Source organism: Saccharopolyspora phatthalungensis, assembly GCF_014203395.1.
In the GTDB taxonomy this organism is placed as follows: Bacteria; Actinomycetota; Actinomycetes; order Mycobacteriales; family Pseudonocardiaceae; genus Saccharopolyspora; species Saccharopolyspora phatthalungensis.
The window spans coordinates 2,897,501-2,921,272 of sequence record NZ_JACHIW010000001.1; the positions used below are offsets into that span (position 1 = coordinate 2,897,501).

At 65.8% G+C, this 23,772-nt stretch carries 28 protein-coding genes and 2 rRNA genes; 15 read left to right on the plus strand and 15 right to left on the minus strand.

All coding sequences use genetic code 11. The features are described 5' to 3' along the window. Positions 1-150: 150 nt before the first annotated feature. Positions 151-3,224: ribosomal RNA gene (locus BJ970_RS13380) — 23S ribosomal RNA — on the plus strand. Positions 3,225-3,351: 127 nt separating this feature from the next. Further along, positions 3,352-3,468, plus strand: a 5S ribosomal RNA gene (gene rrf / locus BJ970_RS13385). Between the two features lie 124 nt (positions 3,469-3,592). Here the strand turns inward: rrf and BJ970_RS13390 are convergent. Beyond that, the gene (locus BJ970_RS13390) at positions 3,593-4,354 is read right to left on the minus strand and encodes a TrmH family RNA methyltransferase (protein ID WP_184726562.1); all 762 of its coding nucleotides are present in this window, start codon (positions 4,352-4,354) and stop codon (positions 3,593-3,595) included. Between the two features lie 83 nt (positions 4,355-4,437). On the opposite strand from BJ970_RS13390, the gene BJ970_RS13395 reads away from it, so the two are divergent. Further along, positions 4,438-5,874, plus strand: a complete 1,437-nt coding sequence (locus tag BJ970_RS13395; RefSeq protein WP_184726563.1) for a WS/DGAT/MGAT family O-acyltransferase — start codon at positions 4,438-4,440, stop codon at positions 5,872-5,874. Next, entirely contained in the window at positions 5,871-6,374 is a 504-nt protein-coding gene (locus tag BJ970_RS13400) for a DUF6912 family protein (RefSeq protein ID WP_184726564.1), read from the plus strand. Before BJ970_RS13395 ends, BJ970_RS13400 begins: the two co-directional genes overlap by 4 nt. A 252-nt stretch (positions 6,375-6,626) precedes the next feature. Here the strand turns inward: BJ970_RS13400 and BJ970_RS13405 are convergent, their stop codons facing one another. The 3 genes from BJ970_RS13405 to aroA all read right to left on the minus strand — a co-directional run bounded on the left by BJ970_RS13405 (position 6,627) and on the right by aroA (position 9,970). After that, positions 6,627-7,490, minus strand: a complete 864-nt coding sequence (locus BJ970_RS13405; protein WP_184726565.1) for an SCO4651 family lipoprotein — start codon at positions 7,488-7,490, stop codon at positions 6,627-6,629. Between the two features lie 184 nt (positions 7,491-7,674). Beyond that, positions 7,675-8,682 carry a ribosome small subunit-dependent GTPase A gene (gene rsgA, locus BJ970_RS13410; RefSeq protein WP_184726566.1) on the minus strand — a complete coding sequence of 336 codons (1,008 nt, stop codon included), beginning with the start codon at positions 8,680-8,682 and terminating at the stop codon, positions 7,675-7,677. 19 nt (positions 8,683-8,701) lie between these two features. After that, positions 8,702-9,970, minus strand: coding sequence for a 3-phosphoshikimate 1-carboxyvinyltransferase (aroA, locus tag BJ970_RS13415; protein ID WP_184726567.1), 1,269 nt, complete (start codon positions 9,968-9,970; stop codon positions 8,702-8,704). Positions 9,971-10,105: 135 nt separating this feature from the next. Here aroA and BJ970_RS13420 point away from each other — a divergent pair, with 135 nt between their 5' ends. Genes BJ970_RS13420 through BJ970_RS13430 form a run of 3 tightly spaced genes read left to right on the plus strand, consistent with a single transcriptional unit; the run spans position 10,106 to position 12,250 of the window. Beyond that, on the plus strand, positions 10,106-10,870 hold the full coding sequence (locus BJ970_RS13420; RefSeq protein ID WP_184726568.1) for an SOS response-associated peptidase: 765 nt from the start codon (positions 10,106-10,108) through the stop codon (positions 10,868-10,870). A 56-nt stretch (positions 10,871-10,926) separates the two neighbouring features. Next, the gene (locus BJ970_RS13425; protein ID WP_184726569.1) at positions 10,927-11,652 is read left to right on the plus strand and encodes an SOS response-associated peptidase; all 726 of its coding nucleotides are present in this window, start codon (positions 10,927-10,929) and stop codon (positions 11,650-11,652) included. Then, entirely contained in the window at positions 11,639-12,250 is a 612-nt protein-coding gene (locus BJ970_RS13430) for an alpha/beta hydrolase family protein (RefSeq protein ID WP_184726570.1), read from the plus strand. Before BJ970_RS13425 ends, BJ970_RS13430 begins: the two co-directional genes overlap by 14 nt. A gap of 451 nt (positions 12,251-12,701) precedes the next feature. Here the strand turns inward: BJ970_RS13430 and ybaK are convergent, their stop codons facing one another. Beyond that, positions 12,702-13,178 carry a Cys-tRNA(Pro) deacylase gene (gene ybaK / locus BJ970_RS13435; RefSeq protein ID WP_184726571.1) on the minus strand — a complete coding sequence of 159 codons (477 nt, stop codon included), beginning with the start codon at positions 13,176-13,178 and terminating at the stop codon, positions 12,702-12,704. A gap of 302 nt (positions 13,179-13,480) precedes the next feature. On the opposite strand from ybaK, the gene BJ970_RS13440 reads away from it, so the two are divergent. Both BJ970_RS13440 and rsrA read left to right on the plus strand, forming a co-directional pair. Continuing rightward, a complete protein-coding gene (locus tag BJ970_RS13440) occupies positions 13,481-14,113 on the plus strand; it encodes a sigma-70 family RNA polymerase sigma factor (RefSeq protein ID WP_184729078.1) in 633 nt (210 codons plus the stop codon). After that, positions 14,110-14,442: a mycothiol system anti-sigma-R factor gene (gene rsrA, locus BJ970_RS13445; RefSeq protein ID WP_184726572.1), complete on the plus strand. Its 333-nt coding sequence runs from the start codon at positions 14,110-14,112 to the stop codon at positions 14,440-14,442. The genes BJ970_RS13440 and rsrA overlap by 4 nt, the downstream gene beginning before the upstream one ends. A gap of 74 nt (positions 14,443-14,516) precedes the next feature. On the opposite strand, the gene BJ970_RS39975 is transcribed toward rsrA, so the two are convergent. Then, entirely contained in the window at positions 14,517-14,594 is a 78-nt protein-coding gene (locus BJ970_RS39975; protein WP_371812874.1) for a 50S ribosomal protein bL37, read from the minus strand. A gap of 182 nt (positions 14,595-14,776) precedes the next feature. Here BJ970_RS39975 and BJ970_RS13455 point away from each other — a divergent pair, with 182 nt between their 5' ends. Both BJ970_RS13455 and BJ970_RS13460 read left to right on the plus strand, forming a co-directional pair. After that, complete coding sequence (locus BJ970_RS13455; RefSeq protein ID WP_184726573.1) at positions 14,777-14,992, plus strand: biotin/lipoyl-binding carrier protein; 216 nt, start codon at positions 14,777-14,779, stop codon at positions 14,990-14,992. A 30-nt stretch (positions 14,993-15,022) separates the two neighbouring features. Then, positions 15,023-16,516: a PAS domain-containing sensor histidine kinase gene (locus BJ970_RS13460; protein ID WP_184726574.1), complete on the plus strand. Its 1,494-nt coding sequence runs from the start codon at positions 15,023-15,025 to the stop codon at positions 16,514-16,516. A gap of 281 nt (positions 16,517-16,797) precedes the next feature. Here BJ970_RS13460 and BJ970_RS13465 read toward each other — a convergent pair whose 3' ends face one another. The 3 genes from BJ970_RS13465 to BJ970_RS13475 form a co-directional block, all read right to left on the minus strand. Continuing rightward, the gene (locus BJ970_RS13465; RefSeq protein WP_010304783.1) at positions 16,798-17,052 is read right to left on the minus strand and encodes a WhiB family transcriptional regulator; all 255 of its coding nucleotides are present in this window, start codon (positions 17,050-17,052) and stop codon (positions 16,798-16,800) included. Positions 17,053-17,301: 249 nt separating this feature from the next. Beyond that, the gene (locus BJ970_RS13470) at positions 17,302-18,228 is read right to left on the minus strand and encodes a diacylglycerol/lipid kinase family protein (RefSeq protein ID WP_184726575.1); all 927 of its coding nucleotides are present in this window, start codon (positions 18,226-18,228) and stop codon (positions 17,302-17,304) included. 69 nt (positions 18,229-18,297) lie between these two features. Further along, positions 18,298-18,543 (minus strand): hypothetical protein, encoded by a 246-nt coding sequence (locus BJ970_RS13475; RefSeq protein WP_184726576.1) that lies wholly within the window; start codon positions 18,541-18,543, stop codon positions 18,298-18,300. Positions 18,544-18,651: 108 nt separating this feature from the next. On the opposite strand from BJ970_RS13475, the gene BJ970_RS13480 reads away from it, so the two are divergent. Continuing rightward, a complete protein-coding gene (locus tag BJ970_RS13480; protein WP_184726577.1) occupies positions 18,652-19,089 on the plus strand; it encodes a hypothetical protein in 438 nt (145 codons plus the stop codon). Between the two features lie 9 nt (positions 19,090-19,098). Here the strand turns inward: BJ970_RS13480 and BJ970_RS13485 are convergent, their stop codons facing one another. From BJ970_RS13485 to BJ970_RS13505, 5 genes are all read right to left on the minus strand, one after another. Further along, a complete protein-coding gene (locus BJ970_RS13485) occupies positions 19,099-19,566 on the minus strand; it encodes a GNAT family N-acetyltransferase (protein WP_184729079.1) in 468 nt (155 codons plus the stop codon). A gap of 74 nt (positions 19,567-19,640) precedes the next feature. Further along, positions 19,641-20,237 carry a histidine phosphatase family protein gene (locus BJ970_RS13490; RefSeq protein WP_184726578.1) on the minus strand — a complete coding sequence of 199 codons (597 nt, stop codon included), beginning with the start codon at positions 20,235-20,237 and terminating at the stop codon, positions 19,641-19,643. Positions 20,238-20,614: 377 nt separating this feature from the next. Next, positions 20,615-20,875 carry a hypothetical protein gene (locus BJ970_RS13495; RefSeq protein WP_184726579.1) on the minus strand — a complete coding sequence of 87 codons (261 nt, stop codon included), beginning with the start codon at positions 20,873-20,875 and terminating at the stop codon, positions 20,615-20,617. Next, on the minus strand, positions 20,868-21,164 hold the full coding sequence (locus tag BJ970_RS13500) for a hypothetical protein (protein ID WP_184726580.1): 297 nt from the start codon (positions 21,162-21,164) through the stop codon (positions 20,868-20,870). Before BJ970_RS13500 ends, BJ970_RS13495 begins: the two co-directional genes overlap by 8 nt. A 23-nt stretch (positions 21,165-21,187) precedes the next feature. Continuing rightward, positions 21,188-21,385, minus strand: coding sequence for a hypothetical protein (locus BJ970_RS13505; protein ID WP_184726581.1), 198 nt, complete (start codon positions 21,383-21,385; stop codon positions 21,188-21,190). 234 nt (positions 21,386-21,619) lie between these two features. Between BJ970_RS13505 and BJ970_RS13510 the strand changes: the two genes are divergently transcribed. Next, positions 21,620-22,369: a DUF5919 domain-containing protein gene (locus tag BJ970_RS13510; protein WP_184726582.1), complete on the plus strand. Its 750-nt coding sequence runs from the start codon at positions 21,620-21,622 to the stop codon at positions 22,367-22,369. A 3-nt stretch (positions 22,370-22,372) separates the two neighbouring features. Beyond that, positions 22,373-22,843, plus strand: coding sequence for an NUDIX hydrolase (locus BJ970_RS13515; RefSeq protein WP_184726583.1), 471 nt, complete (start codon positions 22,373-22,375; stop codon positions 22,841-22,843). A 122-nt stretch (positions 22,844-22,965) separates the two neighbouring features. Here BJ970_RS13515 and sodN read toward each other — a convergent pair whose 3' ends face one another. After that, positions 22,966-23,373, minus strand: coding sequence for a superoxide dismutase, Ni (sodN, locus tag BJ970_RS13520; protein ID WP_184726584.1), 408 nt, complete (start codon positions 23,371-23,373; stop codon positions 22,966-22,968). A gap of 75 nt (positions 23,374-23,448) precedes the next feature. Here sodN and BJ970_RS13525 point away from each other — a divergent pair, with 75 nt between their 5' ends. Beyond that, positions 23,449-23,769 (plus strand): S24/S26 family peptidase, encoded by a 321-nt coding sequence (locus BJ970_RS13525; RefSeq protein WP_312864237.1) that lies wholly within the window; start codon positions 23,449-23,451, stop codon positions 23,767-23,769. The last annotated feature ends 3 nt before the right edge of the window (positions 23,770-23,772 follow it).

Genomic DNA, 23,772 nt, shown 5'->3' on the forward strand with positions numbered 1-23,772 from the left:
TTTTCCGCTGTGGGTGCTCGATGGATTGTGGAACACACTAACGTCAACAAGACAGTTCGCTGTTGGGTGTCTGAGGGAGCACATTGTGTGTGTTTTCTTGTGTGTTTGGTTGTTGTTTGAGAACTGTATAGTGGGTGCGAGCATCTTTGTGGCCAAGTTGTGTAGGGCACATGGTGGATGCCTTGGTACCAGGGGCCGATGAAGGACGTGGGAGACTGCGATAGTCCTCGGGGAGTTGTCAACCGAGCTGTGATCCGAGGGTGTCCGAATGGGGTAACCCAGCCCGGGTGATGTCGGGTTACCAATGCCTGAATGTATAGGGTGTTGGGGGGAACGCGGGGAAGTGAAACATCTTAGTACCCGTAGGAAGAGAAAACACTGGTGATTCCGTGAGTAGTGGCGAGCGAAAGCGGAGGAGGCTAAACCGTGCGCGTGGGATACCTGGTAGGGGTTGCGTGTGCGGGGTTGTGGGACGCTGCTGGAAGACGCTACCGAGTCTTCAGCGTTGTTGTGTGGGTTAGTCGAATGGTTTGGGATAGCCGGCCGTAGTGGGTGAGAGTCCCGTAGGCGAAAATCTGCATGGCGCGTGTGGTGGTGTTCCCGAGTAGCAGCGCTTTCGTGGAGGGTGTTGTGAATCTGGCGGGACCACTCGCTAAGCCTAAATACCCCCTGGTGACCGATAGTGGATAGTACCGTGAGGGAATGGTGAAAAGTACCCCGGGAGGGGAGTGAAAGAGTTCCTGAAACCGTGTGCCTGCAAACCGTCAGAGCCTTCGGGTGATGGCGTGCCTTTTGAAGAATGAGCCTGCGAGTTACTGCTGCGTGGCGAGGTTAACCTGTGTGTGGGGTAGCCGGAGCGAAAGCGAGTCTGAAGAGGGCGTTTTAGTCGCGTGGTGTAGACCCGAAGCGGGGTGATCTACCCATGGCCAGGGTGAAGCGCGGGTAAGACCGTGTGGAGGCCCGAACCCACCAGGGTTGAAAACCTGGGGGATGAGTTGTGGGTAGGGGTGAAAGGCCAATCAAACTCCGTGATAGCTGGTTCTCCCCGAAATGCATTTAGGTGCAGCGTTGCGTGGTTGCTTGGGTGGGGTAGAGCACTGGTTGGTTGATGGGCCTTCGCGGGTTACTGAGATCAGCCAAACTCCGAATACGCCTGAGTTGAGCGTGGCAGTGAGACGGCGGGGGAGAAGCTTCGTCGTCGAGAGGGAAACAGCCCAGAGCATCGGCTAAGGCCCCTAAGTGTGCGCTTAGTGGGAAAGGATGTGGGATCGCTGAGACAACCAGGAGGTTGGCTTAGAAGCAGCCATCCTTGAAAGAGTGCGTAATAGCTCACTGGTCAAGTGGTCCTGCGCCGACAATGTAGCGGGGCTGAAGCGCACCGCCGAAGCCATGCCAACTGTGTGGTGACATATGGTTGGGTAGGGGAGCGTCCTGCATGCGGTGAAGCGCCGGCGTGAGCCAGGTGTGGAGTGTGTGGGAGTGAGAATGCAGGCATGAGTAGCGAGTGCAGAGTGAGAATCTCTGCCGCCGGATGACTAAGGGTTCCTGGGGAAGGTTCGTCCGCCCAGGGTGAGTCGGGGCCTAAGGCGAGGCCGACAGGCGTAGTCGATGGATAACGGGTTGATATTCCCGTACCCGTGTTGATGCGTCCATAGCGAATCCTTTGATACTAACCATCCTGGTGTGTGTTGATCCTTTGGGTGATGTGCATGCTGGCATGGGGCCTGATGGGGTAGTAGTTAAGTGATGGGGTGACGCAGGAGGGTAGCTCTGCCAGTGAGTGGTTGTACTGGTGTAAGCCTGTAGCCCGGTGTGTAGGTAAATCCGCATGCCATGAGGGGTGAGGGGTGATGCGTAGCCGTGGTGGTGAAGTGAGTGATCCCATGCTGTCGAGAAAAGCCTCTAGCGAGTGTCTTCACGGCCCGTACCCGAAACCGACACAGGTGGTCAGGTAGAGTATACCGAGGCGGTCGGGTGAACTGTGGTTAAGGAATTCGGCAAATTGCCCCCGTAACTTTGGGAGAAGGGGGGCCGCTGCTGGTGAACGCCCTTGCGGTGGGAGCTGGTGGTGGTCGCAGAGGCCAGGGAGAAGCGACTGTTTACTAAAAACACAGGTCCATGCGAAGCCGTAAGGCGATGTATATGGACTGACGCCTGCCCGGTGCTGGAACGTTAAGAGGACCCGTGAACCTGTAAGGGTGTAGCGGAGAATTTAAGCGCCAGTAAACGGCGGTGGTAACTATAACCATCCTAAGGTAGCGAAATTCCTTGTCGGGTAAGTTCCGACCTGCACGAATGGCGTAACGACTTCTCCGCTGTCTCGACCACAGGCCCGGTGAAATTGCAGTACGAGTAAAGATGCTCGTTTCGCGCGGCAGGACGGAAAGACCCCGGGACCTTTACTATAGCTTGGTATTGGTGTTTGGTTCGGCTTGTGTAGGATAGGTGGGAGACTGTGAAGCCATGACGCTAGTTGTGGTGGAGTCGTTGGTGAAATACCACTCTGGTCGTTCCGGGCATCTAACTCGGGTCCGTGATCCGGATCGGGGACAGTGCCTGGTGGGTAGTTTAACTGGGGCGGTTGCCTCCTAAAGGGTAACGGAGGCGCCCAAAGGTTCCCTCAGCCTGGTTGGCAATCAGGTGTTGAGTGTAAGTGTATAAGGGAGCTTGACTGTGAGACTGACGGGTCGAGCAGGTGCGAAAGCAGGGACTAGTGATCCGGCACTGGCTGGTGGAAGCGGTGTCGCTCAACGGATAAAAGGTACCCCGGGGATAACAGGCTGATCTTGCCCAAGAGTCCATATCGACGGCATGGTTTGGCACCTCGATGTCGGCTCGTCGCATCCTGGGGCTGGAGTTGGTCCCAAGGGTTGGGCTGTTCGCCCATTAAAGCGGCACGCGAGCTGGGTTTAGAACGTCGTGAGACAGTTCGGTCCCTATCCGCCGCGCGCGTAGGAGACTTGCGGAAGGCTGTCCCTAGTACGAGAGGACCGGGACGGACGTACCTCTGGTGTGCCAGTCGTTCTGCCAAGGGCGTGGCTGGTTGGCTATGTGCGGGAGGGATAACCGCTGAAAGCATCTAAGCGGGAAGCCTGTTCCTAGATGAGGTCTCCCACCCCTTTGTGGGTTAAGGCCCCCGAGAGATGATCGGGTTGACAGGCCAGGTGTGGAAGCGCGGTAACGTGTGGAGCTGACTGGTGCTGATAGGCCGAGGACTTGTTCACAAAGATTGCTACGCACCCACTATACGGTGTCTGAGACAACAATCAGACATGTTGATAAATTGGATAATCGTTTGTCGGTTATCGATGCCCGAGTTTTCCCGCTGCTTGTGGTGGTGGGGTGTGGGTTGTCGGTGGCGATGGCGGGGAGGGTCCGCCCGGTCCCATTCCGAACCCGGTAGCTAAGCTCCCCAGCGCTGATGGTACTGCACTCGACAGGGTGTGGGAGAGTAAGACACCGCCGACACACAACTAAGAGGGGCTCCTTCTTCTGGAAACGGAAGAGGGAGCCCCCTTTTTTTGCTTCAACAGGAAAGGCTTGAAGACTAAAGGGGCTGGCCAAGCCGGCCAACCCCTTTTGATCTCTTCGGTCACGCCAGCTTGCGTCGAAGCAGCTCGAAGCAGAGCACAGCGGCAGCACTGGCGACGTTGAGCGATTCCACCCCGCCAGCCATCGGAATGGCCAACGGCTGTGCGATGCGCGACTGCACGTCTTCCGAAAGACCTGCGGTCTCGCTGCCCAGCACGAAAACGGCACGCGAGCCGAAATCGGCGTCGAAGATGCTCCCCTCGGCGGACGCCTCCAATGCGAACAACGGATATCCCGCCTCGCTCAGCATCTCCGCCGCCTCGCCGGCAGTTCGAGTCCGCAACACCGGGGCGTGAAACGCCACCCCTGCCGACGCCTTGATGACCAGCGGATCGAGACTGGCGACCCCGCGGTGCGGCACCACGATGCCGTCGACTCCGGCTGCCGTGGCGGTGCGCAGGATCATGCCTACGTTCGCCGGTGTCGTCAGGCCATCGAGCAACAGAATGGTCCGCGGCGCGTGCGCCGGGTCGGCTAGTGCGTCCGAAAGGGGCCGCATCTTGCGTGCGACCACATCGGCCACCACGCCCTGGTCGTGCCGGCCGTTCCCGGCCAGCACCTTCACCCGATGCGCGCTCGCCCGGTGGATCCGCACTGCGCGGTCGGCGGCGGCGTCCTTGATCTCCTCGATCACCGGACCGCGCAGTCCCTCGGCGAGGATCACCTTGTCCACCCGCAGGTCGTAGTCCGCCAAAGCCTCCAGCACCGGCTTTCGGCCGTAGACGGTAACGAATCGATCTTTCGGGGAAACTTCGCTGGTCACGCTTTCAAGTGTCACATGCGCTGCCGGGTGCTCCTCGACTGGAACCCCTCGGGCTCGGCCGGTTGTGTGCCAGGATCGCGGTCATGTCCGATCGTCTCTCCGCAGTCGACGCCTCCTTCCTCTACCTGGAGGACTACACGACGCCGATGCACGTCGGAGGCGTCGCGGTGTTCCGACGGCCGCGCACCGGGTTCGACTACGACAAGGTGCTGGCGCTGATCGACCGTCGACTGGGCCTGGTACCGCGTTACCGGCAGCGCGTGATGCAGGTACCGGGCAAGCTGGTCCGCCCGGTGTGGGTGGACGACCAGGACTTCGACATCACCTACCACGTGCGCCGGTCGGCGCTGCCTAAGCCGGGCAACGACGAGCAACTGCACGACCTGGCCGCCCGGTTGATGTCCCGAAAGCTCGACCACACCCGCCCGCTGTGGGAGATCTACCTGGTGGAGGGCTTGTCCAAGAACCGGGTTGCGGTGATCACCAAAACACACCAGGCGATGGTGGACGGCATCGGTGCGATCGACATCGGACAGGTGATCCTGGACGTGGAACGCGACCGGCAAGTCCCGGACGCCGACGAGCTGTGGATGCCGCGCCCGGAGCCGAGCGTGGCGGAGTTGGTCGTGGAGGCGATGACCGACGCAGTGCAACGGCCCGGCGAGGTGGTGGAGAACGTTCGGGCAGCGGTGGTCGACGCCACCGCGACGGTGCAGAAGGTCACCCGGGCGCTCGGCGGTGTCGCCTCGGCGCTGCGGACGGCTGTTGTTCCGGCGCCGAGCGGGCCGCTGAACGCGCCGACGTCGACCCAGCGGCGTTTCGCGGTCGCGCGGGCCAGACTCGACGACCTTCGGGCAGTCCGCCGGGCGCACGGCAGCACGGTCAACGACGTTGTGTTGGCCGTGGTGACTGGTGCGCTGCGGGCCTGGCTGTTGTCTCGCGGTGAGGTGGTGACGCCGTCGACGACAGTGCGTGCGATGGTGCCCGTGTCAGTTCGCTCCGACGACGCAGCGGCGCGCGCGACCTATCCGGACACCGGCAGCCTCCCGGTTGGTTCGGTCGGCAACAAGGTGTCGGCGTATCTCGTGGACCTGCCGGTGGGGGAAGGAAACCCCACGGTTCGGCTGCACCAGGTCAGCCACGCGATGCGCGCGCACGCGGAGTCCGGCCAGTCGGTGGCGGCCGGTGCGCTGGTCAAGGTGTCGGGCTTCGCGCCGCCTACCCTGCACGCGTTGGGTGCGCGGGTCGCCAACCAGTTCTCCGACCGGCTGTTCAACGTGTTGGTGACCAACGTGCCGGGACCACAGGTGCCGTTGTACGCGGCGGGCGCGAGGATGATGGAGATGTTCCCGGTGGTGCCGTTGGCCAAAAACCAGTCGCTGTCGGTAGGCGTGACCTCCTACGACGGCGGCGTGTACTTCGGGTTGAACGCGGATCGGGATGCGATGCCCGACGTGGACGTGTTGGCGGCGATGATCGGAGAAGCAGTGGACGAGATGATCGGGACGGTCGACGCATGAGGGTTTACTTGCCCGCCACGGTGCCGATGTTGCGGCGACTGGTGGAGGAAAAGCAGCTGCAGCCGTTGGGCGGGACCGCGTTCGCGTTGACCCCTGCGCTACGCGAGTCCTACGCCAGCGGCGACACGGAAGAGCTGGAGTACGCGGCGATGCGGGAGGCCACTCGCGCTTCGCTGCGGTTGATCGCCGGCGATCTGGGCGCGGGCGAGAAGGTGGATCTCCGCCGGGTGGTGATCTCCGCCGATGTCGAGGACGTGACGCTGCGGCCGGATCTGGACTACGCCGTGGTGAAGGTTTCCGGCCCGGTGCAATGGCAGCAGGTCGCGGCGGTGCACGTGGACGCGACGGAAGCCGAGGACGCGGTGCGCCCGGCGGCCGAGGTGGTCGACGCGGCCGATCTCGGTGATCCGGACGCGGACTTCATCCTCGGCGAGGCCGAAGACCACGAATTGGCTTGGTACGCACCGCAAGAAGTGCAGTTCCTGCTGGAACTGATGTGACGTGCGTGGCCCGGGGCGCGCTGCCCCAGGCCGCGCCGCTACGGCGGCACCTGCACCTGGTTCGCAGGTGGGCGCTGATCTGCACCGTCTTGCCCTAGTCCGCGTAGCGCATGGTCAAGGTCATCTCGGGAACTTGCTGGCTCGCCATGCCCATCGCGGGCGTGGTCGAGGAGACCTTGAGCGGTAGGTCCTCGGAGTCCACCCGCACGGCCTGTTTGAGCTCGACGATTAGGGTGGTTTGCCGGAAATCGGTCAGCGCGGCGTTTGCGGGGCCCGCGCCGAGTGGCCGCGAAAGGTGCCGACCTGCTCGGCCGGTGGGACCGGGATCTCGGTGGGCGTCCCCCAGGCGCGATAGGTCGAGGTCAGCGACACCTTGCCAGCCTGGGCGACGTCCTGGGTGGCCGCGAACCGCGCGGGCAGGCCGGTCTCGTCCAGCCAAAGCTGGTAGCCGAGTTCTGCTTCCCCGGCGTCGGCGGCCTGCTGGAACCGGGCCCGCTGTTGCGGGTCGGCGGAGACCTCGGCGGCTTGCGCGGTGATGATCCGCAGTTCGTAGCGCGTGGTCGGCTTGCCGTCGACGGTGTCTGGCGCGCTGGTCTGGATGCGGGTGGCCGGTTCGACGCCGGTGAAGGTGGCGCGCGGATCGACCGCCTCGTGTAGCTGGTCCAGCGCAGGACTGAGGAGTTTAGCGCCCAAGTCCTCGCCGCCGGGCGCGATCTTGAGCCAGGGCTTGTTCGGTTCGGGGCGCACCATCGGGGCGTTCAGGTAGCCGACGCCGTCCACGATGGACAGTTTGATGGGCTGCGGCGGCTGGCTGTTGGTGGTCCGGGTCTGCCCGCCGAAGGTGAGATCGGAGTCCGGTCCCCGGTACCGAACTGCACCTTCCGCGGTCAGTTCGCCCACCACACCAAGACTTCCGCGCACGCTGCTGTGTACGCTGCCGCGCTCGCTGATCTTCCCGATGACCTGAGACAACATTCCAACTGCGGAGGGGCGCGGGTCGGGGCGGGCCAGCAACGCACTTGGCTGCGTGGGTAGCTCGGCACTGCAGGCGCCTAGTGCGGCGATCAGGGCGAGACCGGCGGGCAACACCGCGGTCCTGGTGCGGGCTCGTGGCATCGGGCGAGCTCCTCCGGCTGGCGACGGCACTTTCTCGTGCGGTTACCCGCACGCCCGTTGGCCAGCACGGCAAGGAAAAACGAGCCGCGCAGACCTGAACCCACGCTAGCAACGATGTCGGGACTCCACAGGGGACGATCGCGCCCGTTCGGGGGAAGTAGTCAGCAGCGGTGACCCGGAATGCTCAGGCTTCGTCGAGCCCGGCACGGGAGCGCAGCAGACGGCGCAGCGAGGCGAGTTGTTCGGCGCTCCCGCCATCGGATGCGTAGATGTCCAGGTGACAGTCCGGATCGTCGGAGCCGCCTAGGTGCCCGCAGTTCGACGGGCATTCCTCGGCCGCTTCGGCGAACCCTTCGAACGCGGCGATCACGTCATCTGCGGTGACGTGCGCCAGGCCGAACGAGCGGATGCCCGGGGTGTCCACCACCCAGCCGCGTTCGGGCAGCGGCAACGCGACTGCGGAGGTCGAGGTGTGCCGGCCCTTGCCGACCCCGCTGACCTCGCCGGTCGCCCGGTCGGCGGCTGGCACCAGCCGGTTGACCAGGGTGGACTTCCCGACCCCGGAGTGGCCGACCAGCGCGGACACCCGATCGGTAAGCAGCGACCGCAGTTCCACCGGTTCGGCGTCCAGCCGGGTGATCGCGATCGGCATGTCCAAAGAGGAGTACGTGTCGATCCACTCGCCGGGGTCGGCGAGGTCGGCCTTGGTCAGGCACAGCACCGGGGTGAGCCCGCCCGCGTAGGCGGCGACCAGGCAGCGGTCGATGAAGCCGGGGCGTGGCGGCGGATCGGCGAGCGCGGTCACGATGACCAGCTGTTCCGCGTTCGCCACGACGACCCGCTCGTAGGGGTCGGTGTCGTCGGCGGTGCGGCGCAGCACGCTGGTGCGGTCGGCGACCCGCACGATCCGGGCCAGCGTGTCCGGCCTGCCGGAGATGTCGCCGACCAGGTCGACCCGATCCCCGACCACCACGGGCGTGCGGCCGAGTTCGCGCGCCCGCATGGCGGTGACCAGCCGGTCCGGGTTCCCGTCCAGCGCGCAGGTCCACCGACCGCGGTCGACGGCGACGACCATCGCCGCCACGGCCTCCGCGTGCTTTGGGCGTTGCTTGCTGCGCGGACGGCTGCCGCGGCGTCCGGGGCGCACCCGCACATCGGACTCGTCCAGATCCCGCCAGCCGCGCTTGCCCATCAGACCGCCGCCTCCGGGATCACGCCGATCCCTCTAGCATCGCCGCCCACATCCCGGGGAAGTCGGGGATCGTCTTGGCGGTCGTCGCGATGTCTTCGACGACCACGCCGGGCACCTTGAGCCCGAGGATCGCACCTGCCGTGGCCATCCGGTGGTCGGCGTAGGAATGCCAGTTTCCGCCGCTCAGCGGCCGGGGCTCGATCAGCAGCCCGTCCGGGGTCTGCTCGACCGCACCGCCCAGCTTGTTGAGCTCGTTCTGGAGGGCGGCAAGCCGGTCGGTTTCGTGGCCGCGCAGGTGTGCGATGCCTCGCAGTCGCGACCGACCGGCGGCGAGCGCTGCCAGCGCGGCGACGGTCGGCGTGAGCTCGCCGACGTCGTGCAGGTCGATGTCGATCGGGGTGAGTTCCTCGGGGCCGGTGACGGTCAGCCCTGCCGTGGTGCGCTGCACCTGCGCGCCGAGCTGGCCGAGGATGTGGCGAATGGCATCGCCTGCTTGCGTAGTCTGCGCGGGCCAGCCGGGCACGGTTACGGTGCCGCCGGTGGCCGCCGCAGCGGCGAGGAACGGGGTGGCGTTCGACAGATCAGGTTCGATCTCGACGTTCAGCGCGTGGATCTTGCCCGGGGCCACCCGCCAGGTGTTCGGTTCCTGGTCGTCGACGTCGACGCCGGCTGCCCGCAGCATCGACACGGTCATTTCGATGTGCGGCAGCGACGGCACCGGGCTGCCTTCGTGCAGGACCACGACGCCCTGCTCGAAGCGCGGCGCGGAAAGCAACAGGCCGGAAACGAACTGCGACGACGCCGAAGCATCGATGGTGACCGCGCCACCGGCGAGCTTCCCGGTGCCATGCACGTCGAACGGCAGGGCATTTCCGTCGATGTCCGCTCCCAGCTCACGCAGTGCGTCAAGCACCGTGCCCAATGGCCGCTGGCGAGCCTGCGGGTCACCGTCAAAGGTGATCCGGCCCGAGGCCAAGGCCGCCACCGGTGGCACGAACCGCATCACGGTGCCGGCCAGGCCGCAGTCGACCTCGGCCGGACCGCGCAGCGCGGTCGGCGTGACCTGCCACGAGCCCTCCGGCCCGTCCTGCACCTCTACCCCCAGCGAGCGCAGTGCACCGGCCATCAGCTCGGTGTCCCTGCTGCGCAGCGGGGCGCGCAGGGTCGACGGGCTCTCGGCGAGCGCAGCGAGCACCAGCGCACGGTTGGTGATGGACTTCGAACCGGGCACCGGGACGGTTGCGCGCACCGCGGCGGGTGCGACAGGAGCAGGCCAGAGCTGGGTCATAGGGCAATGATCCCCCACCCGGCCCGCCGATTTCAGCAGCGGGGGCAATCCGGCCGCGCCGCTCGCCTGCGACGATGCGGACTGCAAGGATGAGGTCGACCGTTCCACTACGAGGCGACGGAGGTTCGACCAGGCATGTGCGGCAGGTACGCCTCCACGAAGGATCCCGGCAAGCTCGCGGCCGAGTTCGCGGCGTTGGACGCCACCGGCGGGGCCGCCCCCGGGGCCGATTTCAACGTCGCGCCGACCAAGAACGTGTTCAGCGTGGTGCAGCGGCACCCGCGCGACGAGGCCGGTGATCGGGATCCAGATCGAACGGAACGCACCATCCGGGTGATGCGGTGGGGCCTGGTGCCGATGTGGGCGAAGGACAAGTCCATCGGCAACAGGATGATCAACGCCAAATCAGAGACGGTGACCACCAAGCCCGCCTTCCGGAACTCGATCAAGCGCTACCGCTGCCTGCTGCCCGCCGACGGCTGGTACGAGTGGAAACGGGAGGGCGCCGCCAAGCAGCCGTTCTTCATGACCTCCCCGGACGGCAACAGCCTGGCGATGGCCGGGATCTTCGCCACCTGGCACGATCCCCAGGCCGAGGACGCGTCGCCGCTGGTGACCTGCGCCGTGCTCACCACCAGTGCGGTGGGGCAGCTGACCGATGTGCACGACCGGATGCCGCTGGTGCTGCCCACGGCGGCGTGGGATCAGTGGCTCGACCCCGACCTCACCGACGTCGCCGACCTGCTGGGCCCGCCATCGCGGGAGCTGGTGGACAGCCTGGAGGTTCGACCCGTGTCGACTGCGGTCAACAGCGTCCGCAACAACGGCGCTCAACTCGTGGAACGCGTGTCGCTCGATGCGCAAGCGCAGGCGGTAGGTTTGGACCGGGAAGTGAAGTGAGTCGACGGCTCGGGTGCCGGGCAGAACACGACGCAGGCGAACCGGGGTGAGTTCTGATGTGTGGTCGGTACGCCGTCCGGCAGGATCCGGCGGCGCTGGCCGAAGAGTTCGCGGCAACGGATCGCACGGCAGGTGCCGTCGGCGCGGACTTCAACGTTACGCCGACCAAGACGGTGCCGATCATCGTGCAACGCGGCATCGAACGGAGCATGCGTCCGGTGCGCTGGGGGCTGGTGCCAACCTGGGCGAAGGAGATTGGCAGCGGGCCGCCGATGATCAACGCGCGGGCAGAGTCGATCACCACCAAACCGGCCTTCGCGGACTCGGCGCGTCGTCGACGATGCCTGATGCCGGCCACCGGCTGGTACGAGTGGCGGCCCGGTGACCAGCGGCGGCAACCGTACTTGTGCACCCGGGGGGATGGCGCAAGCCTGGCGATGGCCGCGGTGTTTTCCGCATGGTGGGCACCGAATTCCACCGATCAGCCGCTGGTGACCTGCGCCGTGGTGACCACCGACGCCGTCGGTGAACTGGCCGACATCCACCACCGCATGCCGCTGGTTTTGCCGGAACATCGCTGGGCCGATTGGCTCGACCCCCAGCGCAACGAGATCACGGATCTGCTGAGGCCCGAACTGGAGGTGCTCGACGAACTGGCGATCCACCCCGTCTCCATCGAGGTGAACAGCATGCGCAACAACCATCCGGAACTGCTGGAACGGGTCGAACCCGCTCCCGAACCGGCCGAACAAGCCGCGCTGTTTGATCATGACCAGGGTTGACGTCGAGACTCCGCACGGTCCGGCCCGGGCCGAACTGCACTGTGCGGAAGAGGGCCGTGCCGCATTGCTGCTCGGACACGGCGCAGGCGGCGGATTCGAGGCACCTGACCTGGTGGCGGTGACCCGAGCCGCGACCGAAGCCGGGGTGCACGTGGCGCTGATCGAGCAGCCCTACCGGGTTGCCGGTCGCAGGGCGCCTGCCCCGGCCAAGCAACTCGATGCGGCCTGGCTCGCGGTGGTGGAGGATCTCGGCGAACGCTGGTTCGCGGACCTGCCGTTGATCTTCGGCGGTAGATCTTCCGGGGCAAGGGTGGCCTGCCGCACCGCCGAGGCCGGTGCCGCCTCGGCGGTGCTGTGCCTGGCGTTCCCGGTGCATCCCCCGGGCAAGCCGGAGAAGTCGCGACTCGCGGAACTCGACGGGGTGGAAGCGCCGGTGCTGGTGGTGCAGGGCGACCGGGACGCGTTCGGGCAGCCGGAGCCCTCGCACGACCGCGAGGTGGTGCTGGTGCCTGGTGACCACTCGCTGAAGGCCGATGTGGACGCTGTCTTCCGCGCGGCCCAGGAATGGCTCGGACGAGTTCTCCGCCTCATCGACTAGCCACCGCTTCGCCAAGGGGCAACGTATTCCCCACCCACCCCAAGACCGATGCGAGCATGGGAACCTTTCTGTCACCCCAGGCGCGCACGACCAGCAGCATGGGAACCTTCCTGTCACCCGTCACCGGCCTTGGGCTGCGGCGTGTGAGGAAGGGAACCTTCCTGTCATCACATGCGGGTGGGCAGGGAAGGACGGGAACCGTTCTATTAGTTTTCTGAACGCGTCGAAAGTCGATGCGGATGGCGTCCAGCAGATGAATCCATCTGATGGACACCGCATTCAGCTGCACGTTCGGTCAAAGTGGCGTTCGCTTGCGAATCACGCGAAATGCCGATGCCTCCGGACACGAGGCCGCCCAGCCGCGTTCGGGTGTGGTTGTTGCGCCGCCGGCTTTGCCAGGTCGTGCGGATGGTCCAGGCCCGGCTCGTCGGAGGGCACTGCCCACGGGAAGTCAACCGGCGATATCGGCGACGCGTGCGTCGAGCAACCGAACCAGATCATCGGCAGCTAGCTCGATTTCCAGGCCACGGCGCCCGGCGCTGCAGTAGATCGTGTCGAACCCAGTCGCCGACGTGTCGATCACCACGGGCAGGCGTTTCTTCTGGCCGAGCGGTGAGATGCCGCCAGCGACGTAGCCGGTGGCGCGTTCGGCGTCGGCGATCTCGGCCATCTTCGCCTTCTTCCCGCCGACGGCCGCGGCGAGCGCCTTGAGATCGAGTTGCCCGGTGACCGGGACCACGCCCACCGCGAGCTTGCCGTCGACCTCCGCGACCAACGTCTTGAAGACCCGCTGCGGAGGCTGGCCCAGCGCCTCGGCCGCTTCCAAACCGAACGAATCGGCACGTGGATCGTGCTCGTATGCATGCACCTGGTGTGGGATTCGTCGCTTGCTCAACAGCGCCGTCGCCGGCGTGCCCTTGCCTGCCATGCGCGTCACTGTAGAAGGCCGGAATAACGCTTGACGCCGATTGCGTTGCACGGGGCGTGACGATGGACTCGACGAACACTTGCGTGCTGAACCGCCTCGCGCGTACACCGCTGTCACAACCGAGTATTAGCAGGCGAGCACGGGTATCCTCGAACACGGACCATGCAAAAGATCGCATGGGTTCGTCGCCTGCAGTCACCTCGTCCAGGCGGCGGGAAAGGAGCCCGGTGCCAAGCAGCACCCCAGAGCACCCGGACACGACCGGGCGGCCCGGCGACGCCCGGCGGCTCAGCACTGCCGATATCGAGTTGCCGGTCGGCTCGGCCGAAGTAGACCGCAGCGAGGAGACCGACGCGCAGCGCGCCACTCGCTTTGAGCGGGACGCGATGCCACTGCTGGACCAGCTCTACGGCGCGGCGCTGCGGATGACCCGCAACGCACAAGACGCCGAGGACCTGGTCCAGGAGACCTATCTCAAGGCCTTCTCCGCCTTCAAGTCGTTCGCGCAGGGCACGAACCTCAAGGCCTGGCTGTACCGGATTCTCACGAACACCTACATCAACGGTTACCGCAAGAGGCAGCGGCAGCCGCAGCAGCAGCCGACCGACGAGATCGCCGACTGGCAGCTCGCGCAGGCTGAGAACCACACCTCCAGTGGTCTGCGCTCGGCCGAGGTCGAAGCGCTGGACCGGCTGCCGGACACCGATGTGAAAGCCGCCCTCCAACAGTTGGCCGAAGAGTTCCGCATGGTCGTCTACCTCGCGGACGTGGAAGGCTTTGCCTACAAGGAGATCGCGGAGATCATGGGTACGCCCATCGGCACTGTGATGTCCAGGCTGCACCGTGGTCGCCGGCAGCTGCGTGAGATGCTCACCGACGTCGCCCGTGATCGAGGCTTCTTGCGGGAGACCAAGCGGGAGGTGAGCACTTCATGAGTTGCGGTGGGCCGGGAGAGGCCTCCTGCGAGGACGTGCTCGCCGAGGTGTGGCTGTTCCTGGACAACGAGTGCGACCAGCAGCGGCGGGCAGCCGTGCAACAGCACCTCGACGGTTGCGGGAGCTGTCTCGAACACTTCGGTATAGAAGAGCACATCAAGGCGCTGCTGCACCGCAAGTGCAGTGGTGAGCACGCGCCCACGGAGCTGAAGGATCGGCTCCGGGCCTCCATCCGCGAGGCTGTCCTGCGCAAGGCGGAGGTGACCGTCGAACGCGGCCCGGAAGGAACCTCGGTCGAGGTGCGGGCCAAGCGAACCTCGGCGGAATGACCATAAGACAACGAATGGCCCCGGACCGCGTGGTCCGGGGCCATTCGAGCTTTCGACGGCTGGTGCCGCCGCGCTCACGAGCCGTTGGGGCGCTTGCCGTGGTTGGCCTTGTTCTTGCGCCGGTCCTTCTTCTTGCGGGCCCGCTTACCCATGGCCTCTCCCTCAGGTTCGTCTGTCCAACCAGTCCGACCGTGGGCGGGCATTCGTGACCACCCGGTCTCCGCTGGGGTTTCGAGCATCCAGTCTGACATGGCCACCACCTGCCACCGATGGGTGGTTCCGGTCGTGGTTTCCTAGTCAGGGGCCCACCGGGTCCGCGGTGAGGAGGAAAGCAATGGCCGAGGAGATCCGCGCCGAGATGGTCGCCAACGTGATGACGGTGTCGGTCGCGGAGGGCGACTCGGTCAGTGACGGCGACGCGCTGGTGCTGCTGGAGTCCATGAAGATGGAGATCCCGGTGCTCAGCGAGGTGGCCGGCACGGTCAGCACGGTGGCGGTCAGGCCCGGCGACGTGGTCCAGGAAGGCGATCTCATCGCGGTCGTGGAATGACGCGACCGCGCCGACCCCGAGAGGCGGATCTTGTCCACGCTGAGTGATTTGCTCGCCGAGCACACCGGTCTGTCCGGCACCGCCGCCGACCACCTCCAACTCGTGGTCGCCGAGTGGCAGCTGCTGTCGGACCTGTCGTTCGCCGACTTTCTGCTCTGGGTGCCGATCGGCCCGCAGCACGCGCCGGATAGCCGCTTCCTGTGCGTGGCACAGGCGCGGCCCACCACGGCTCCCACGGCCCACCCGGAAGACGTGGTCGGCACCGAGGTCACCCAGGAGGAGCACCCGCAGTTGCGGCGCGCCGCCCTGGAGGGCCGGATCTGCCGCGAGGAGGACCCGCGCTGGCACCTGGGGGTTCCGGTGCGCCGCGAGACGATCCCCGTGCGGTTGGCCGATGAGATCGTCGCGGTGCTCAGCCGGGACACCAATCTGGCAGTGCCGCGGGTGCCGTCGCCGCTGGAGATCTCCTACCTGGGCAGCGCCGCCGACCTGTGCCAGATGGTCGCCGACGGTTCCTTCCCGACTCCGGAGCCGGCCCCCGACGTGCACACCAGCCCGCGGGTCGGCGACGGTCTGATCCGCCTGGACAGCTCCGGCACGGTGGTGTTCGCCAGCCCGAACGCGTTGTCGGCTTATCACCGGATGGGCCACGCGGCGGACCTGGTCGGAGCGCAGCTAGCCCCGCTCACCCGGTCGTTGCTCAACGATCCGTTCGACGCCGACGAAGTCGCGCAGCGCACCCGCAGGGCGGTGAGCGGGCAACCCAGCATGCGCATCGAGGCAGAGGCGCGCGGCGCTACTGTGCTGTTCCGGGCGCTGCCCCTGCGGCCGCGCGGACAGGCGGCCGGCGCGCTGGTGTTGGTGCGCGACGTCACCGAGGTCAAGCGCCGGGACCGCGCGCTGATGTCCAAGGACGCGACGATTCGCGAGATCCATCATCGCGTGAAGAACAACCTGCAGACGGTCGCGGCACTGCTGCGGCTGCAAGCGCGGCGCACCGGCAACAACGAGGCTCGGCTCGCGTTGGACGAGTCAGTTCGGCGAGTGACGTCGATCGCGTTAGTGCACGAAACGCTGTCGATGTCGGTGGACGAACGGGTGGATCTCGACGACGTGGTCGACCGCGTGATCCCGATGATGAGCGATGTCGCCGCGGCGGAGACCGGGGTGAAGGTGCGCCGCGAGGGACGTTTCGGGGTGGTCTCGGCCGAGCTGGCCACGCCGTTGGTGATGGTCCTGACCGAGTTGGTGCAGAACGCTTTCGAGCACGCTTTCCCGGAGGGGCAGGGCGGCGAAGTCGTGGTGCAGGCGGAGCGTTCGGCGCGTTGGCTGGACGTCGTCATTTCCGATGACGGTCGCGGCCTGCCGAAGGGTTTCTCCCTCGAACGCGCCGAACGTCTCGGCCTACAGATCGTGCGGACCCTCGTGGAATCTGAGCTCCGAGGGTCGTTGAGCTTGCGCGGTCGCGGTCGGCAACCTGGTACCGAGGCGGTGTTGCGGGTGCCTCTGAAGTACCGGCGCTGACGTCGGCCCGGTTGGTCGGGCGCCGCGCCAGTGCGTCGATCTCCGGTGACACGCCGGTCGGGGTGGCGTGTCGTGGCCGATCAGGTCGGGTTCCCGGCGGTCGTGAGCTCATCGAACGGAGAGCTTCTTTCCGGGGCCGACATCGACGCGGATCGGCCGGGGGTCTCGTTGGGGTTTGTTGAATGGTCAGTGCGATGGCCGTTCGTTCGAACGGGGTGAAAACGTGCGGTCGGTCACCGGGGGTGCGACCGACCCGGCACGTTCTCGGCGAGCTTCGCTACTCAGGCGTTCGTGCGGGCCCGGGTGCGAGCGTTGCGCCGCTTGAGCGCGCGCCGCTCGTCTTCGCTCATACCGCCCCATACGCCGGCGTCCTGCCCGCTCTCCAGTGCCCAGGCCAGGCACTCGGAGGCGACGGGACAACGGCGGCAAACGGCCTTCGCCTCGGCGATCTGCAGCACCGCAGGACCGCTGTTCCCAACGGGGAAGAACAGTTCCGGGTCCTCGTCACGGCAAACCGCACGGTGGCGCCAGTCCATCGTTCCTTACTCCTCGCTAGGCGCGCCCACGCGCGCCGCTCGTTATCGTTCGGGGTGTTTGTGAATGCTTTCACGGAGTCCGTGTGCTTGTGAATGCTTTCACGAACTGCCGCGATGTCAAGACTTCGATCTCGCGTGGTGAGGGAACTCACCTGAAAGATCGAAAGGACCTGACCAGGGGTTTCGGTATGCCATCGGTCGCAGATGGGGGTCGCGAGCCGACAACTACGTTCATCCGTTACTAGAAGGTTATACAGCGACGCGGACAGCGTCCGGAACGGAGAAGAACTCGATCTCCGAGCGCTCGCCCAGGCAGTCACCGTCGACCTGCAGGCGCAACGGCTCCGTACAGGTTACGCGCAGATACCCCACGTCCGCACGCTGAATTGAGTTTCTCAGGTGTGGTTTCCCTCTACCGCGTAGCATCTCGGCTACATGTTGTAACACAGGGTAAACGCTCATCTTGTGCAACGCAAAGACGCCAAGGCCGGTATCGAAGCTGGTCTCGGGGCTCATGCGGACCGGTCGCGAGCCCAGATACGTCCATGGGTCGGTGTTCGAAACAAACACACTGTGTAGTCGCTCGATCGGTTCCTCGTGACCGATTCGCAAACTGATCAACGGTTCCCGGCGTGCCATGCGGAAGTAGCAGCTCAACGCGGTGCGCGCGTACAGGGCAGGGGTGACGTTCCGGCCGTGGGAGCGTTGCCGCTCAACCTCGGCCACGACGTCGGCGTCCCAACCAACGCCGGCGTTGAAGGTGAACCACCGGTCGTCGGCCTTGCCGAGCCCGACCCATCGGCCACTGCCGTCGGCCACGGCCCGCATCAGCCGGTGCGTGGCCTCGACGGGATCCCTGGGCAAGCCGAGAGCTCGGGCGAACACGTTCGCCGAGCCGCCGGGTACCACGCCCAGCGTCGGCATCGTCCGATCGCCGAGTTCGGCGGCCGAGAACATGCCGTTGACCACCTCGTTCACCGTGCCGTCGCCGCCATGCGCGATCACCAGGTCAACGCCGTCCTCGACCGCCGCTCGGGCGGTGGCGGAGGCGTGGCCCCAGTACTGCGTTTCGACGACGTCCAGCTTCAGCTCGCTGGCCAGCGCGTGGGCGATCACGTCCCGGCCGGCCGCAGTAGTGGACGTCGCCTGAGGGTTGACGACGAGTACGGCGCGCACACCCGCAGCCTAGGCGAGGCCATTGCGAGCCTATGCACCGTCCGGCGTTCGGCGGCGTCGCGCCGCGGGTCAGCTCTCCCGGCAGGCCCCCTTCCGCAGCAGGCCGCACACCGACCGGCCGACGTGCCCGACCACGGTGGGGTCGGCAGGCTGAGACACCGGTAACGGGTGCGCCGTGCCGTTGACTACCACCAGGATCCGGTGGAAACCGGATGCGCAACCCCGGAGCGCATCCGATCGTCGTCCACCGGTACGTGCCGGGCGCACGGCGAATCGCAAGGACACCCCGTCATCCGCGACCGCCGCTCCAGCCATGATTCGATCATTGCGCGCGACCGTGGTCGCAGCCATGCGGCGTTCGGGCGGTATTACCATCGAGGGCGCATACGCAGCGTCACCGAGTTGATTCCCGGAAAGGCCATAGTGACCGTGCCGACCGAAGTCGTCCCGCGCACCATCCGCATCGCGGGTGTCCTGACCACTCTGCAGGCGGTGGCCGGGCTGGTGTTCGTCGCGGCGCTGCTGATCCGCAGCACTGCCCCTGACCTCGGCGGAGTCGGGCAGTTCGAGCGCGGCCAGATGTTCGGCGAGGCCGGGTACTACACGCTGCTGGCGTCCGGGGTGCTGGCCACGGGCATCGGGCTGTGGAAGGGCAAGCACTGGGCACGCACCCCGGCCCTGCTGTTGCAACTGTTGCTGCTGGGTACCGCGTGGTACGCGTTCGGACCGTCTGGGCAGCCCGTGATCGCATTGATGATCGCAGTGCCCGCGATCGCCGTGCTGTGGTTCCTGTTCAACCGCGAGGGGCGTGCCTGGGGGTTCCACTCGAGCACCGCCCCGGATGCCGACCGCGAGGAGTGAACCTGCGCGTCAGGTGCTGAAGGTGCGCAGCGCGTCGCCGGTGAGACGGTATGCGGTCCACTCGTCCATCGGTATCGCGCCGACCGCCTTGTAGAAGTTGATCGCGGGCTCGTTCCAGTTCAGCACCGACCATTCCAGCCGCGCGTAACCGCGTTCCACGCACGCCCTGGCCAGGGTCTGTAACAGCTCCTTGCCGAGCCCGCGGCCGCGGTGCCCGGGACGGACGTACAGGTCCTCAAGGTAGATGCCGTGCACGCCTTCCCAAGTTGAGAAGTTCAGGAACCACAACGATAAACCCACGACCGCACCGTCCACTTCGGCCACGTGGCCGAATAGCGCCGGTGCCGGACTGAAGAGCGCTTCGCGCAGCTGCTGCTCGGTCAGGTGGCACTGCTCCGGCGCCTTCTCGTAAAGCGCCAGCTCGTACACCAGCTCGACCATGGCGGGTATGTCGGCTTGGGTCGCCCGGCGGATCATCAACACCTCCACAAGAGTTGCATCGCCCAGAATATTCGGCGACGAGCAACCCCCGACGCAGCGGTGCAACCGGGTCAGCCGTGCTGCCACGGCGGGATGTTGGAACGCTGCACCTGCGGCGCACCCCGCTCGCGGCCAAGCACCGTGATCCCCGCCGGATCGAGAGCGAAGTGCACCCCCGAGGTGGCCGGCAATCCCAGCCAGCGCGCGATCAGGCAGCGGCTGAAGTGCCCGTGCCCCACCAGGACCACGTCGGAATCGGTGTTCCGGATGCGGGTCAGGAGCTTGTCGGCGCGCACGGTGACGTCCGCCGCGGTTTCGCCGCCGGGGCAGGGGTGCGTCCACACCGTCCAACCCGGCACCTTCTCGCGGATCTGCGGCGTGGTCAGGCCTTCGTAGTCGCCGTAATCCCACTCGGCGAGCAGCGGTTCGGTGACGACATCGGCCAGCCCCGCCAATGTCGCCGTGCGCTGCGCGCGCTGCCGGGGGCTCGCCAGCACCACGACCGGCCCGGCCGGGCGCAGCGCGGATAGTGCCTCCCCGGCCTGCCGCGCCCGCAGCTCGCCCTCGACAGTCAGCGGGATGTCGGAACGACTGGTGTGCCGACCGGTCCGGGACCATTCGGTCGTGCCGTGCCGGAGCACGTAAACGCGGTGCTCATCCGGTGTCACCGGTCGAGCGTAACCGCGCTGCGCAGGGGCTACCGCTTCACACACGACGGCCACCAGTGCGGGGTCCGCCTGCGCCTGCGATCCGTTGTGAAACGGCGGTAGCTCGTTCAAACTCGTGTGCCAACTGGGAGATACCCGGGACGACCACCATGTCGGGTCGAGCGAGTTCAGCGAAATCGCCAGTGCGCGGTCTGAACCGGACGTGCGTGGCTGGTTGGCGGGGCAGGCCGGGGGAATACCGCCCCGCCAACCAGAGGTCAGCCCCTTGATTCGGGGCGGGCTGACCGCTCTTCTACAGGTGGACGCGCACTCGCCGACGGCGCATTCGTTGCCATTCGCGGTTCTGTCGCCAGCGCCGCAAGAACTTCACAATCACCTCAATGCCCGCCTTCCAAGACGCCGAGTTCGGCGACAGCAGTAGCGATGGATTCGTTGAGCCGAAACGTGTTTCGCCATCCCATCGTGTAGACGGTCGGTGTCCGGCAGTCGATGAGCAGGTCCACGGTGTTGAACTGCGGCCACACGCGCGTCTCGATCCGGGTGCCGTCCACGATCAGCAGCCGCGTCGGCGACCTGATCGGAACCGTGACGCCACTCGGGACACCAGAAGGCAACGACCGCTTGAACGGATCAGTCAAGACGCCCCTCACAACGCCACTGGCTCACCGGGGCCTCAGCCTGCGATGGAGCTGTGATCAGCGATCCAGCAGCGGTGATGCCGGTGAATCCGGCGCACCGCCGTGCTTCGTGCTCGAACTGCCTACCCGCGCGGACCAACTGCGTCGCGAACACCGCCGCCCGTGCAGCGGATTCGGGATCTTGCCCGATCGTGATCATCACGCTCGCGGACGGATCGTGAATCGCGAGCATCGGCGTCCCAGTCGTGTAGATCAAGCACTCCGCACGGGTGCCGTTGTCAGGCTGCACCGTGACAAAGATCGGCACTATTCTCACGCCCTTTCCGACCGCTCGTCAGCTGTCAACTCGTCCGTCCTGATCCCCGGCATGCTGCCGAGCGTGCACAGCGCGGCCCTGTCGGCGGGCAGAGAGACCGGAAATGCCTTGCCGAATCTGATCTCGACTAGGTCAGCGACCGACAGAGCCCGCACTCGAATTGGGAGGTCGGCCGTGACCGGGACATCGACCATTTCGCGCACCGCTCGCCTACTACGCCGTATACCCGACATGGGAGGTGAAGCGTGAGGAGATGTCATCGGGCATCCGTCTGCCTCCTGGTGGTTCACGCCGAGTCTTTCTCAGCTGGTAACCACGACCTTCGGCGAAATCCGGGGACATGATCACCGCAACGCGGGACCTCTCGGGACGTCCTTGCTACGGTCAAGGCGTCCCTGCTGATCCCTCGTTTCGTCGAAAGGGGCGCGATGCCCAACGAACGTCTCCGAGATTCCCTGCTGCGTATGGGACTTACTCCTGACCAAGTCGCCGAAACCGTGGGCGTTGACCGCAAGACCGTCGAGCGCTGGATCACCAAGGGGCGTAACCCGTACCCGAAGTACCGGTACGCAGTTGCGGCGATGGTGCGCGAGAGCGAAAGCTACCTCTGGCCGGATGCGGTGCCGACCGAGCGCAAGACGGCCGTTGCCGAGTCCGAGCTGGTGCAGATGTACCCGCACCGGAACTCCGTCCCGGTCGACCTGTGGAACCGGCTGATCAGGGACGCATCGGCGACCATCGAGATCCTCGTCCACGCTGGCCTTTTCCTCATTGAGCGCCCCACCTTTATCAAGCACCTGATCAAGAAAGCTGAGAACGGCACGAACGTCCGCCTGCTGTTCGGCGACCCGGACAGCGACGAAGTAGAACTGCGTAGCGAAGAAGAGCAGCTGGGGGAGGGAACACTGGGCAGTCGTATCCGCAACGCCCTCGCGTTCTACCGACCGACCCGAGGCGTCACCGGGATCGAGCTGCGGCTGCACACGGCTACGCTGTACAACTCAATTTTCCGGTTCGACGACGAGATGATCGTCAACACGCACATATACGGCTTCCAGGGCGCATACGCCCCGGCCTTGCACCTACGTCAGCTCTCGGCTGGGGGGCTCTTCGAGATCTACTCTGAGAGCTTCGAGGCGGTCTGGGGCCAGTCCAAGCCTGCTGACCTCTGGGGATAAGCCGTGGCTCGCATCGATTACCTTGACGACCCGAACGCGCCCGCCGCGAACAGCGTCGCCATCGCCGTCAGTGCGTTCGCGCAAGACGATCAGGGGCGCATCCTGATGATCCGTCGGACGGACAACGATTATTACGCAGTCCCGGGAGGTCAGCTCGAACTCGGCGAAACCCTGGCACAGGCAGCGGTCCGGGAGGTAGATGAGGAAACCGGAATCGAAATCGAGGTCACCGGAGTGATCGGTTTGTACTCCAATCCCCGGCACGTCATCGCCTATGACGACGGCGAGGTCCGCCAAGAGTTCTCCATCTGCTTCCGAGCCAGGCCAATAGGTGGCGAGCTGCGAACCAGCAGCGAATCCAAGGAAGTCCATTGGGTCGAGCCAGAACTTCTGGCGGGGCTCAACATCCACCCATCGATTCGGCTTCGCCTTCAGCACGCCCTGGAAAACCGCCCTGAGCCGTTCTACACCTGACAGTGCGCACGTTGCCGAACCTGTCCGTCCCTGGGCTGTTCTGTATCGGCAGGGGACGAGAAAAGGACGCTGACCGGCGGACGGTGTTTCCGCTGGTCAGCGTCCTTTTAAAGCGATAGTGCTCAGCCCTGTTTGGTTTCCCAGAAGATCTTGTCGATCTCGGCGATGTAGTCCAGCAGCTGCTGGCCGGACTTGGTCTCCATGGAGCCCTTCGTGCCCGACGCGCCGGCGGCCTTGGTGGCCTTGTTGATCAGCTCGTGCAGCTGCGGGTACTTCTCGAAGTGCGGCGGCTTGAAGTAGTCGGTCCACAGCACCCACAGGTGGTGCTTGACCAACTCGGAGCGCTGCTCGGCGATCATGATCGCGCGGGTGCGGAACTCCGGATCCTCATTGGCCTGGTACTTCTCCTGGATCGCCTTGATGGACTCAGCCTCGATCCGTGCCTGCGCCGGGTCGTACACGCCACACGGAAGGTCGCAGTGCGCGGTCGCCTCGAGGCGGGGGCTGAGGATTCGCGACAAGAGTCGCATGATTCCTCCCTGACAACAGTGAGTGCTCCGACACGCCCGACCCTACTCTTGAAGATCCTCGACGTCCTACCGGAGGTGACTGTGAAATCCCTCGGGCGGTGGCCCTGGCGGCGGTTGCTGGTGCGCGGGCCGTCCATGGCTCCCACCCTGCGGGATCGCGACGTGGTGCTGCTGCGGCTGCGGGCTCTGGCCAGGCCGGGAGACGTCGTGCTGGTCCGCTGGGCCCAGCGTCCCGGGCAGTTGTCGGTGAAACGCGCGCTGCGCCGCGAGGGCGAAGGCTGGCACGTCGAAGGCGACAACCACTTCGGCTCGACCGACTCACGGGAGCTCGGTCCGGCAGTGGTCCTGGGCATCATCCGCTGGCGCCTGTGGCCGAAGCCGGGTCGCGTGCGGTGACCG

Coding starts and splice junctions, on each gene's coding strand:
- BJ970_RS13395 (WP_184726563.1), top strand. CDS start 4,438: ATGTCCGATCGTCTCTCCGCAGTCGACGCCTCCTTCCTCTACCTGGAG.
- BJ970_RS13400 (WP_184726564.1), top strand. CDS start 5,871: ATGAGGGTTTACTTGCCCGCCACGGTGCCGATGTTGCGGCGACTGGTG.
- BJ970_RS13405 (WP_184726565.1), bottom strand. CDS start 7,490: ATGCCACGAGCCCGCACCAGGACCGCGGTGTTGCCCGCCGGTCTCGCC.
- rsgA (WP_184726566.1), bottom strand. CDS start 8,682: ATGGGCAAGCGCGGCTGGCGGGATCTGGACGAGTCCGATGTGCGGGTG.
- aroA (WP_184726567.1), bottom strand. CDS start 9,970: ATGACCCAGCTCTGGCCTGCTCCTGTCGCACCCGCCGCGGTGCGCGCA.
- BJ970_RS13420 (WP_184726568.1), top strand. CDS start 10,106: ATGTGCGGCAGGTACGCCTCCACGAAGGATCCCGGCAAGCTCGCGGCC.
- BJ970_RS13425 (WP_184726569.1), top strand. CDS start 10,927: ATGTGTGGTCGGTACGCCGTCCGGCAGGATCCGGCGGCGCTGGCCGAA.
- BJ970_RS13430 (WP_184726570.1), top strand. CDS start 11,639: ATGACCAGGGTTGACGTCGAGACTCCGCACGGTCCGGCCCGGGCCGAA.
- ybaK (WP_184726571.1), bottom strand. CDS start 13,178: ATGGCAGGCAAGGGCACGCCGGCGACGGCGCTGTTGAGCAAGCGACGA.
- rsrA (WP_184726572.1), top strand. CDS start 14,110: ATGAGTTGCGGTGGGCCGGGAGAGGCCTCCTGCGAGGACGTGCTCGCC.
- BJ970_RS39975 (WP_371812874.1), bottom strand. CDS start 14,594: ATGGGTAAGCGGGCCCGCAAGAAGAAGGACCGGCGCAAGAACAAGGCC.
- BJ970_RS13455 (WP_184726573.1), top strand. CDS start 14,777: ATGGCCGAGGAGATCCGCGCCGAGATGGTCGCCAACGTGATGACGGTG.
- BJ970_RS13465 (WP_010304783.1), bottom strand. CDS start 17,052: ATGGACTGGCGCCACCGTGCGGTTTGCCGTGACGAGGACCCGGAACTG.
- BJ970_RS13475 (WP_184726576.1), bottom strand. CDS start 18,543: ATGGCTGGAGCGGCGGTCGCGGATGACGGGGTGTCCTTGCGATTCGCC.
- BJ970_RS13485 (WP_184729079.1), bottom strand. CDS start 19,566: ATGATCCGCCGGGCGACCCAAGCCGACATACCCGCCATGGTCGAGCTG.
- BJ970_RS13505 (WP_184726581.1), bottom strand. CDS start 21,385: ATGGTCGATGTCCCGGTCACGGCCGACCTCCCAATTCGAGTGCGGGCT.
- BJ970_RS13510 (WP_184726582.1), top strand. CDS start 21,620: ATGCCCAACGAACGTCTCCGAGATTCCCTGCTGCGTATGGGACTTACT.
- sodN (WP_184726584.1), bottom strand. CDS start 23,373: ATGCGACTCTTGTCGCGAATCCTCAGCCCCCGCCTCGAGGCGACCGCG.